Annotated in this window: 11 protein-coding genes; 5 read left to right on the top strand and 6 right to left on the bottom strand. The window is 44.4% G+C overall.

The genetic code is table 11. From position 1 onward, the window contains the following. Positions 1-7: 7 nt before the first annotated feature. The 4 genes from GVT53_RS02005 to GVT53_RS01990 form a co-directional block, all read right to left on the bottom strand. Complete coding sequence (locus tag GVT53_RS02005) at positions 8-2275, bottom strand: aconitate hydratase (RefSeq protein ID WP_166247180.1); 2268 nt, start codon at positions 2273-2275, stop codon at positions 8-10. 104 nt (positions 2276-2379) lie between these two features. Next, positions 2380-3333 (bottom strand): AAA family ATPase, encoded by a 954-nt coding sequence (locus GVT53_RS02000; RefSeq protein WP_166247179.1) that lies wholly within the window; start codon positions 3331-3333, stop codon positions 2380-2382. A gap of 4 nt (positions 3334-3337) precedes the next feature. Then, a complete protein-coding gene (locus tag GVT53_RS01995; protein ID WP_240905117.1) occupies positions 3338-4735 on the bottom strand; it encodes a peptidylprolyl isomerase in 1398 nt (465 codons plus the stop codon). After that, positions 4719-5555: a peptidyl-prolyl cis-trans isomerase gene (locus tag GVT53_RS01990; RefSeq protein ID WP_240905116.1), complete on the bottom strand. Its 837-nt coding sequence runs from the start codon at positions 5553-5555 to the stop codon at positions 4719-4721. The genes GVT53_RS01995 and GVT53_RS01990 overlap by 17 nt, the downstream gene beginning before the upstream one ends. 162 nt (positions 5556-5717) lie before the next feature. On the opposite strand from GVT53_RS01990, the gene GVT53_RS01985 reads away from it, so the two are divergent. Genes GVT53_RS01985 through GVT53_RS01975 form a run of 3 tightly spaced genes read left to right on the top strand, consistent with a single transcriptional unit; the run spans position 5718 to position 7576 of the window. Next, positions 5718-6170 (top strand): SRPBCC family protein, encoded by a 453-nt coding sequence (locus GVT53_RS01985; protein WP_166247177.1) that lies wholly within the window; start codon positions 5718-5720, stop codon positions 6168-6170. A 5-nt stretch (positions 6171-6175) separates the two neighbouring features. Continuing rightward, the gene (locus GVT53_RS01980; protein WP_166247176.1) at positions 6176-6433 is read left to right on the top strand and encodes a hypothetical protein; all 258 of its coding nucleotides are present in this window, start codon (positions 6176-6178) and stop codon (positions 6431-6433) included. Between the two features lie 9 nt (positions 6434-6442). Beyond that, entirely contained in the window at positions 6443-7576 is a 1134-nt protein-coding gene (locus GVT53_RS01975) for a serine hydrolase (protein ID WP_166247175.1), read from the top strand. A gap of 65 nt (positions 7577-7641) precedes the next feature. Here the strand turns inward: GVT53_RS01975 and GVT53_RS01970 are convergent, their stop codons facing one another. After that, positions 7642-8160, bottom strand: coding sequence for a fasciclin domain-containing protein (locus GVT53_RS01970; RefSeq protein WP_166247174.1), 519 nt, complete (start codon positions 8158-8160; stop codon positions 7642-7644). 119 nt (positions 8161-8279) lie between these two features. Here GVT53_RS01970 and GVT53_RS01965 point away from each other — a divergent pair, with 119 nt between their 5' ends. Further along, positions 8280-8843, top strand: a complete 564-nt coding sequence (locus GVT53_RS01965; protein WP_166247173.1) for an RNA polymerase sigma factor — start codon at positions 8280-8282, stop codon at positions 8841-8843. Further along, positions 8840-9592 (top strand): anti-sigma factor, encoded by a 753-nt coding sequence (locus GVT53_RS01960; RefSeq protein WP_166247172.1) that lies wholly within the window; start codon positions 8840-8842, stop codon positions 9590-9592. Before GVT53_RS01965 ends, GVT53_RS01960 begins: the two co-directional genes overlap by 4 nt. Before the next feature lie 43 nt (positions 9593-9635). Here the strand turns inward: GVT53_RS01960 and rimO are convergent, their stop codons facing one another. Then, a complete protein-coding gene (gene rimO / locus GVT53_RS01955) occupies positions 9636-10943 on the bottom strand; it encodes a 30S ribosomal protein S12 methylthiotransferase RimO (protein ID WP_166247171.1) in 1308 nt (435 codons plus the stop codon). Positions 10944-10998: the final 55 nt, after the last annotated feature.

Genomic DNA, 10998 nt, shown 5'->3' with positions numbered 1-10998 from the left:
GATACGATTAAGCATTTTGTTTTTTGATCAAGTTCAGGGCAGAGCCTTCATTGAACCACTTGATCTGCGCATCGTTGTAGGAATGGTTCGCCATGATGGTATCTTTGCTTCCATCGGCATGCACCACCTCAATGGTCAAAGGTTTGTCCGGTGCAAACTCGGCCGCATCCACAATGTTGAAGGTATCATCCTCTTGAATCAAATCGTAATCTGATTCCTTGGCAAAGGTCAGGGCCAACATACCTTGTTTCTTCAAGTTGGTCTCGTGGATCCTTGCGAAAGACTTTACCAATACCACGGCAACGCCCAAATGTCTTGGCTGCATGGCGGCATGCTCACGGGAAGAACCTTCTCCGTAATTATGGTCGCCTACAACAACGGTCATAATTCCTTTTTTCTTGTATTCACGTTGCGTATCCGGAACTCCTCCGTACTCACCCGTCAATTGGCTTTTCACCAAATTGGTCTTTTGGTTGAAGGCATTGACCGCACCGATAAGGGTATTGTTGGCAATATTGTCCAAATGACCCCTAAAACGCAACCATGGTCCCGCCATGGAAATATGATCGGTGGTACATTTTCCGAACGCCTTGATCAACAGTTTCATTCCTTGAAGGTCACTCGCCTTGATGGGCTCGAAAGGTTGCAATAACTGTAAACGCTCGGAGCCTTCGGCAACGATTACTTCTACTCCGCTTCCATCTTCACGAGGCTCTTCGTAACCGTTTTCTTTGACTTCAAAACCTTTTGGTGGCAATTCCCATCCTGTTGGCTCGTCCAACATTACTTCTTCGCCATCCTCGTTGATCAACTTATCCGTCAATGGGTTAAAGTCCAAACGACCCGCAATGGCTATGGCAGCGGTCATTTCTGGCGATGCCACGAATGCGTGTGTATTTGGGTTTCCATCCGCACGCTTTGCAAAGTTACGGTTGAAAGAGTGCACGATACTGTTCTTTGGAGCGTTCTTTGGGTCTTCGTAACGTCCCCACTGACCGATACATGGTCCGCAGGCATTGGTGAAGATCTTGGCATCCAATTTCTCGAATATCTCAAGGATACCATCACGCTCGGTAGTGTATCTTACTTGTTCCGAACCTGGATTGATACCAAATTCGGCCTTTGTCTTCAATTTTTTGTCCAGAGCTTGTTGTGCAATGGATGATGCTCTTGACAAGTCTTCATAGGAAGAGTTGGTACAGGAACCTATCAACCCCCACTCAACGGCCAAAGGCCAGTCGTTCTTTTCTGCTTTTTCCCTCATGGTACCTACTTCGGTTGCCAAATCGGGTGTAAACGGACCGTTCAACAACGGCATCAATTCGGATAGGTTGATTTCGATCACTTGGTCGAAATATTGCTCTGGGTTGGCATAGACCTCTGGATCAGCGGTCAAATGTTCTTTTACTTTATTGGCTTCGTCGGCCACATCAGATCTGTCGGTAGCTCTTAGGTAGCGCTCCATGGATTCGTCATAACCAAAAGTAGATGTGGTCGCACCGATCTCGGCCCCCATGTTACAAATGGTTCCCTTACCCGTACAGGACATGGAAGTTGCGCCTGGGCCAAAATATTCTACAATGGCTCCTGTTCCACCTTTTACGGTAAGAATCTCGGCCACTTTTAAGATCACATCTTTAGGGGCGGTCCAACCAGAAAGTTTTCCGGTCAATTTTACACCGATCAATTTGGGGAATTTAAGCTCCCAGGCCATTCCGGCCATTACATCCACTGCATCTGCTCCACCAACACCTATGGCCACCATACCCAAACCACCTGCGTTCACAGTGTGGGAATCGGTACCGATCATCATACCGCCCGGAAATGCATAATTTTCCAAAACTACTTGATGAATGATACCTGCACCGGGTTTCCAGAAACCGATGCCATATTTGTTCGATACAGATCCCAAAAAGTCAAAGACCTCCTTACTGGTTTCGTTGGCATGTTTTAAATCTGCCGCCGCACCTTGTTTGGCCAAGATCAAGTGATCACAGTGAACTGTTGTAGGCACTGCGACCTTGTCCTTACCTGCTTGCATAAATTGAAGCAAGGCCATCTGGGCGGTCGCATCTTGACAAGCAATTCTATCTGGGGCGAAATCAACGTAATCCTTGCCTCTTACAAAGGCCTTTTCAGGTTTACCGTCCCAAAGGTGAGAGTATAGGATTTTTTCGGAAAGTGTCAGGGGCTTGCCCACCAACTCACGGGCTTTTTCTACGCGTTCCCCTATGGAAGCGTACACACCCTTAATCATGTCTATATCAAATGCCATTCTACAATTGAGTTTTTAAGATTTTCGTAATTCGGTAAATTTACTAAATCGTGAAGTATTTTGGAATTAGAATCGCACTAAATAAGTGTTGTCCTACTTATTTTTTACAACAATTCCGTGATAATCTTTTCTTCGGTAATGCCTTCAGCTTCCGCTTTGTAGTTTTTTAAGATCCTGTGGCGAAGGATTCCAAGGCTTACGGCCTTCACATCTTCGATGTCGGGGGAGAACTTACCATGGACGGCAGCATGGGCCTTTGCGGCCAAAATCAAGTTCTGCGAAGCCCTTGGCCCAGCTCCCCAATCAATGTAGGTCTTAACGTATTCGGAGGCATCTTCTTGGCCCGGTCTTGTTCTATTGACCAACCTTACGGCATAGTCAACAACGTTGTCCGGCACGGGTATGCGTCTGACCAAGTGTTGCACAGCTATGATCTCGTCCGCATTGAAAAGTGTGTTTATCCGGACCTCATCATCGGTTGTGGTGGATTTCACCACTTGTATTTCCTCTTCGATGGAAGGGTATTTGAGCTCTATGGCAAACATAAAACGGTCCAATTGGGCTTCTGGCAACGGATAGGTTCCCTCCTGCTCTATGGGGTTTTGGGTAGCCAGAACAAAATAGGGCAGGCTTAGCTTGTACTGTTGCCCCGCAATGGTCACGGCCCTTTCCTGCATGGCCTCCAGCAAGGCGGCCTGCGTTTTTGGAGGTGTTCTATTGATTTCGTCCGCAAGTATAATGTTGCCAAAAACCGGTCCCTTGATAAATTTGAAATTACGGTTTTGATCCAGCACCTCGCTTCCCAAAATATCACTGGGCATTAAATCGGGGGTAAACTGGATTCGTTTAAAATCCAATCCCAAGGTTTGGGCAATGGTATTTACCATGAGGGTTTTCGCCAAACCGGGCACACCGATAAGCAAGGAATGCCCACCTGTATAAATGGATAGGAGTATTTGCTCGATTACCTCTTGTTGGCCTACAATGACCTTGGCAATTTCCTTTTTAAGTTCTTGGTGCTTTTTTACCAGGTTTTCTACCGCATCTACATCCGACATACAACTATTCCTTTACCCAGTTGTTCGCAAAATCACAGACTCTACTCTCTGTATCCACGTGAATGTAGGTATCCTCTATATGCTCGTCCATCCATTCCTTTATTGCCTTGAACTGCTTTTCGCGCAAGGCCAATTCTTGGATCTTCATGTAATCTTTGGCAAAATCGGCCTCATGCTCATCATATCGGTTGGAAATCTTCATGATCTTGAACTTTGGAGGGCCTCCCCTTTGATCGTCTTCACGGATGGGCCTGGATATTTCACCATCTTTTAGGTTCCTTACTTGGTTGTAGAGGGTAGGGTCCATTTTGGTCAATTCAAAACGGGAATCAAAATTAACGGGGTTACGAAGCAATCCACCGTCGAACTTGGTCTCCTTTTCATCGGAGAAATTCAATGCGGCTTCGGCAAATGTGTATTTACCGTCCAATATTTGTTGACGGATGGTATCCAATTCCTGTGTTGCCTTATCAATGGCACTTTGTGGAATTTCTGGAATCATCAATATATGTCTCAGGTCCAATTCCTGACCTCTTACTTTTTCAATATATATGATATGATACCCAAAACTTGTCTCGAAAGGTTGAGATATTTCACCTTCACGAAGGCTAAAGGCAACATCTTTGAATTCTTTTACAAATGGGGTCTCCTTGGTCATACTGTAAAACCCTCCCTTGGATTTTGAACCGGGGTCTTGGGAGTACAAAATGGCCTTCACGTTAAAACTGGCATCGTTCTCGAGGACATCTTGACGAATTTCCTTGAGCTGGTTGATCACCTTTTGCTTTTCCTCCTCGGGAGCTTCGGGCTGCTTTACAATCTGGGCTATTTCCAGTTCGGCCCCAAATACAGGGCGCTCCTCTTCTGGAATCTTGTAGAAAAATTGACGCACCTCTTCAGGGGTCACTTGGATTTCCTCTACAATTTTACCTTGCATTTTTTCGGAAAGCATGCGCAACTTGTTGATTTCAAAAAGCTCTTCACGGAAACTTTCCATATCCGGCTTTTTATAGTAGCTCAACATCTTCTCCACGCTTCCGATTTGTTGCGTCAACTGTTGGATCTGCCGATCGCTTTGGGCATTTACCATATCGTCCGATACCAACAAACTATCCTGTACCGCCTGATGGGCATACAACCTATCTTCCATTAATTTGCCCAAAAGGTTGCAGCGGGTCACATCTTCGGTAGATGCTCCTTGGTTTTGAAGATCGATCAACGTTTTGTCGATGTCCGATTCCAAGATCACATAATCGCCTACCACCGCGGCAATACCATCCAATTTTACTTTTTTGGTATTGCTGGTGGAATCCATGCGCATTGCTTGGTCCGTTTCCTGTGCCTGGACCATTCCTAAAATTGCAAAAAATGCAACCGAAAGTCCTTTAATTTTCTTTGTCATAAACCTCAAATTCATTCTTCTTAATGGCTTCATCTAATATTTCGGTCTCCAATTGTTTCACGTAATTTAAACGTCTTCTGTTCAAGATCAATTGCCGAATGTCCGGTTCCACATAATCAAATGGAGCTGTTTCGTTGACTTCCAACACATTGGTGACCCAGCCCAAATATACCTCTAACGAATCTTGTAACTCAAAAAATTGTGATTTTTTTAAGTGGGAATCCTCATTTGCCTGTGTTAGGGGCGGAATTTCTTCGATTACCCGCGAAGCACTCACCCAAATGGAGTCGTTAAAATGTATTTTTTTGAACTGTACGGCTATGGAATCCAGATATCTTCTATCGGAATCGTCCCAACTTTTGATTCTGGACTCCACCCCGTCCCTATCCAAAAATTGTTCGGACATGCCAACAAATCTTAACTGTACCAATTTTTCGTTGAGCTTAAAGTTTTCTTTTTCCCGCTCATAGAATTCCTGTAGCTGACCTTTGGTTACGGCCGTATCCTGGGATTGGTTCACCAGCGCCTCTATGTAGGCACGCGTGTACAGGTCGGCACGGTAATCGGACACCAAACGGTCAAATTCCGCCAACTTTTCTTCGGGCAGGTTTATTTTTGATTTGGACAACAATAGTTGTTTTGATGCCCAATTATTGATGTAATTGTTCACAAATATGGTACTGTCCTCTGCCGTCATATCGTCCCTGACCAAGGAAGCTATATCTTCTTTGTACAAAAAAGTATCGCCCACCCTTGCCAAAGGTTCCTTTTCTTCCTCCTCATTGAACATTCCCTCGCAGGAGGAAATAATAATCGCCATAAAAGTACCTAAAAGGAAAAGTGTATTTTTTTGGAGCTTAAGCATTTCGCAAAAATAACAATTACAAAATCCCTTACAAGTAGGTTCTCATTTCATTAACAGATTTTTTTGTGACCCATAGATGCCCAGAAATTGCTACTTTAGTGAAAAACCAAACCAATTATGAAGTATACTACCGAAATTGTAGTTGATGTGCCCAGGGAGGAATTCATTAAAAAAATGGACGATCCAAATAACATGAAGCATTGGCAAAGGGGGCTTATCGGCTATGAGCAATTGTCCAAGATTCCCGGACAGGAAGGAGCTCAAACGAGCCTTAGTTATGAGATGGGAAAAAGGAAAATGGACATGGTGGAGACCATCATCAAAAAAAATTTGCCCGAGGAAATGCATATGACCTACGACACCAAGGGCGTTCACAACATTCAAAAAAATTATTTTAAGGACGAGGGCGATAAAACCCGTTGGGTATCGGAAACAGAATTTCAATTTTCCGGATTCGGAATGAAGCTTATGGGATTTTTAATGCCTGGGGCCTTTAAAAAACAATCTCTTAAATACATGCAAGACTTTAAGGCATTTGCCGAAAATGGCACATCCGTGCTCAACTCATAACAACAATGGAAAAACTTTTGGACAGAAAAATCAAGATCATCTGGGACTTTAGGGGGCCGGGTGCCGCCCATACAGCGGAACATTACCTAAAACACCTTAAGGAGTTTGCAGAGGTGGAAGAGCTAAAATACGACCTTGGCGGGGTAGAACATTTTAGTCCGGCGCACAGCATTGCCTATTTGGTCGTTGCCGAATTTGAATTGAAAGAGGTAAGGGAAATTCTTAAACCCCATCGAGGGCAGGTATATTCCGGAGAGATTTAATTTTTGCCAATGAGATCTAAACTTGCGGCACTGAGCTTATTTGTTTTGGGAGTCTCCTGCTCCAAAAATGTCCCTACCGATATTTTGGCCGAGGCACTTTCCTCCAAAAACCCTAAAATTAGCAGGGTAATGGATAATTTGGACGAACATGAAATCCAAATTAGATACACCCAAATAGACCGAAGAAATGATAGCGTAATCTTTACCGACCACGATTTTCAGGTAAAAAACAACAACTATTTCTATCCTGCAAGCACCGTGAAATTCCCTGCGGCAGTTGCGGCATTGGAAAAACTGAACGAGGTTGACTCTCTTTCCGTGCACACCCGGTTCTTCGTCGAGGGTGATTCCTTACAGACCACTTTCGCAAAAGCGATTTCGGAAATTTTTGCCGTGTCGGACAATGCCGCCAATAATCGTTTGGTCGAGTTTTTGGGACAGGACGACCTGAACAGACGAATGGAACGAAGGGGTGTTTCACCCATCCGGATAGCCCACCGCTTATCTACGGACAATGCAGATGATGTTACCACAACGCCTTTGGTTTTTTATTTGAACGACTCCACCACATCATTGAGCGCACCCATCATAAATTCGCCCATAAGACCGCTCGAGTTGGACAAACTCAAAAAAGGCAAGGGTTTTATATCGGATGAAACCTATCAAAATGGCGCTTTTGATTTTAGTTTGAAAAATTACTATCCCATTGAAGCACAATCAGCATTGCTCAAGCGTATCATATTTCCTGAAGCGTTTCCTACGGAAGAACGGTTCAATTTGAGCCAGACCCAGCAGAAAGTGTTATTGGAAGCGATGCACACACTCCCTCCGAAATTGGGCTACGACCCTGTGGAATACTACGATAGTTATGTGAAGTTTTTTATGTTCGGAGACAGTACGGAGCCCATGCCGGAGCATATCAAAATCTATAATAAAGTGGGCTATGCCTACGGAACGCTTACGGACAACGCCTACATACAAGATACCAAGAACAATATAGACTTTATGTTAACAGCCACCATTTTGGTAAACAGCGATGGTGTTTTTAATGATAACGCTTACGAATACGATGATGTGGGCATCCCTTTTTTGGCGCAATTGGGAAGAGAAATTTATGAATTGGAACTAATCCGAAAAAGATAATCGTACCAAAAATAAAAAAGCACCGCAATGCGGTGCTTTTCAGCATCAAAACAAACAACGCTTGCTTAGTTGGGCATTACAACATCCTCGATAATATGGATCACTCCATTCGAGGCAACGACATCTGTCTTGGAAATTTTACTCCAATTTCCCTTGGCATCTTCCAAATAGATACCGTCGTCCTTTTTCACAGCAGTTAATTTCCCACCGTTCAAGGTTGTAAGTTCTGCTTTTCCATTACCCTTGGACAAGGCAGCGGCTACGTCGGAAGCCATCAACTTGCCGGAGACCACGTGATACGTTAGAATTGCAGCCAATTTTTCCTTGTTTTCCGGTTGCAAAAGCGTGTTCAAGGTCTTAGAATCGATTTTGGCAAACCCGGAATTTACAGGTGCAAACACTGTAAAAGGCCCATCGCCTTTCAACGCGCCCACCAAGTCGGCAGCTTTCAAAGCGGTTACCAAAGTTGAGAAGTCATCCACCGAAACGGCCGTATCCACGATGTCTTTGGATTTTTGGGCGTTGGTGTGTTGGGTTGAAAATAATAGGGCACAAGTGGCCAAAGCAAAAATTAATTTTTTCATTTTTTCTGATTTAAATGTTCAATGATTATTGTTTTTAAAGCGCTTTCTACTATTATTTACACACGGTTTTGTCCAATGGATGAACACCGAAGTTTTTTATCATATCTTTAACACTAGCAATGAAGAACAGTATTGAAGATCATGAGGTAATTGCCCGCTTGCGAACGGGCGATGATACGGCCCTCTACCAGCTATACGATAAATATTCCGGCGCCCTGTTCGGGGTGATTCTTCGTATGTGCCGCGACAAAACCATAGCGGAAGACCTTCTTCAGGAAACTTTTGTGAAAATTTGGAAGCATATCGATCGTTACGATGCCTCCAAAGGGAGATTTTACACTTGGGCCTATCGCATAGCACGCAACACAACCTTAAATTCCCTACGGACCAAGAACAAGCTCATCCAAACGGATGATCTGAGTGTATATGATACTAAAGAGGCCAATGAGGAGGCCAATGATTACACAGCACTCAAAGGCTCCATAAAATCCTTGGAACCTCATCACCAAAAAGCTATTGCATTGGTATATTACAGTGGTTACACCCATAAAGAGGCGCACAAGGCCATGGGGGTACCGCTTGGCACCTTTAAGTCCTACATTAGGCAAGCACTAAAACAATTACGTGAAACATACGCTCATAAGTTGCTTTATATTTGGGTCGTTTTAGAATTAATGGCATGATGGAAAAGAAAAAGATATTGGAAGAAGGACTTCTAGAGCTTTATCTGACCGGAGAGCTTTCGGAAGAGTTGACCACTGCCGTGGAAGAAGCCCTTGAGCAAGATAAATCGCTCAAGGAGCATTTTGATGCCTTAGAGGCAGATTTTGAGCGCATGGGGATGGAACAGGCCATAACCCCACCCGACGCCGTAAAAATTCGATTGAAGAACACCATCGGTAAAACGCCGACCACAAGAAACTGGGTGCCCCTATCCATCGCTGCCGGCTTCGCATTGATTTTTGGACTGAGCACCTTTTGGCTTTATGTGCAATGGCAAAATGCCGAAAGCAACCTAAATACGCTTCAACTACAAACCAGCCGATTGCAACAACAAGTGGACGAGCTGGAATCAGAGTTCAGGCTCACCTCCAATCGTTTGGAGAATATCAATAATCCGAACGTAATTCCCTTGGTCCTCTATGGAAACCAAAAAGCGCCCAATGGCAAGGCCGTAGCCTACATCAACCATAAAAGTCAGTTGGTATTTGTCAACCCTAAAGGTTTGCCCCAATTGCCCGATGACAAAACGTATCAAATGTGGAGCGATGTAAATGGGGAAATGATCAACATGGGGCTTGTACCCACCGATAAAGAGCTGGTCTCATTAAAATATATTGAAAATGCGGAATCGTTGAACCTAACCATCGAACCCGCAAGCGGAAGCGAGCACCCCAATGTGGAACAATTGGTTTCCTTTGTTACCTTGTGATCATCAGACTTGAGTACAACGAGCAGTCTTAAAAAATTACAGACTAGTTGGCAACGGGCTCCCCGAATAGATCATAGTCCGAAGCATCTGTAATCTTGACATCCAAAAAATCGCCTGTTTTCACATAAAACTTTGTGGCATCTATCAAGACTTCGTTATCCACATCGGGCGAATCAAATTCGGTACGGCCCACAAAATGGTTGCCTTCCTTTCTATCGATTATGCAACGGAAAGTCTGACCGATTTTTTCTTGATTCAACTCCCAAGATATTTGCGATTGGATTTCCATGATGATGTTCGCACGTTCTTGCTTCACCTCATCGGAAACATCATCTACCAAATTGTAGGCATGCGTGTTCTCCTCGTGGCTATAGGTAAAACAGCCCAAACGCTCAAAACGCATATCCTGCACCCATTGCTTCAAGATGTCGAAATCCTCCTCGGTTTCTCCGGGGTAACCCACAATCAAGGTGGTGCGTATGGCCATTTCGGGAACCGCTTCCCTAAAATCCCTCAGCAATTTTGTGGTCTTGGCCTGTGTGGTGCCGCGTCGCATACTTTTAAGAATGGAGTCGGATATATGCTGTAGGGGAATATCGATATAATTGCAAATCTTAGGCTCGTTGCGCATCACTTCCAAAACATCCATCGGGAAGCCTGTTGGGAAGGCGTAGTGCAAACGAATCCACTCGATTCCTTCCACTTTTACCAAGGCTTGGAGCAATTGGGCCAAGTTTCGTTTTTTATAAAGATCAAGACCATAATAGGTAAGGTCTTGGGCTATCAAAATGAGTTCTTTGACACCGTTGGCAGCCAATTTTTCGGCCTCGGCCACCAAATCCTCAATGGGTGTGCTACGATGCTTTCCGCGCATTAATGGAATGGCGCAGAAAGAGCAGGGACGGTCGCAACCTTCGGCTATTTTAAGATATGCGTAATTTTTTGGTGTGGTCGTTAAACGCTCACCGATCAATTCGTGCTTATAGTCTGCCCCCAGCGCCTTCAATAGATTGGGCAGCTCACTTGTTCCGAAATATTGGTCGACATTTGGGATTTCTTTCTCCAAATCCGGTTTGTAACGCTCGCTCAAACAACCGGTCACAAAAACTTTATCAACATCACCGGCCTCCTTCTTTTGAACATATTCCAAGATAGTGTTCACACTTTCCTCCTTGGCATTGGCGATAAACCCGCAGGTATTGATTACCACCACATTGCCTTCCTCTTCATGGGCGACCTCCTTGTTGTTGGCGCGCAATTGCCCCATCAACACCTCAGAGTCGTAGACATTTTTGCTGCAACCCAAGGTCACTACATTGATTTTGTTCTTTTTAAGCGATTTTGTGCGCATAGTTCCTTTAAATGGAGTGCAAAAATACAATAACACAGGCCATTATAGCCTCAAT

This window comes from Flagellimonas oceani (genome assembly GCF_011068285.1).
GTDB lineage: Bacteria > Bacteroidota > Bacteroidia > Flavobacteriales > Flavobacteriaceae > Flagellimonas > Flagellimonas oceani.
Note: the sequence above shows the minus strand (reverse complement) of the source record. Positions and strands in the feature narration are given on the sequence as shown.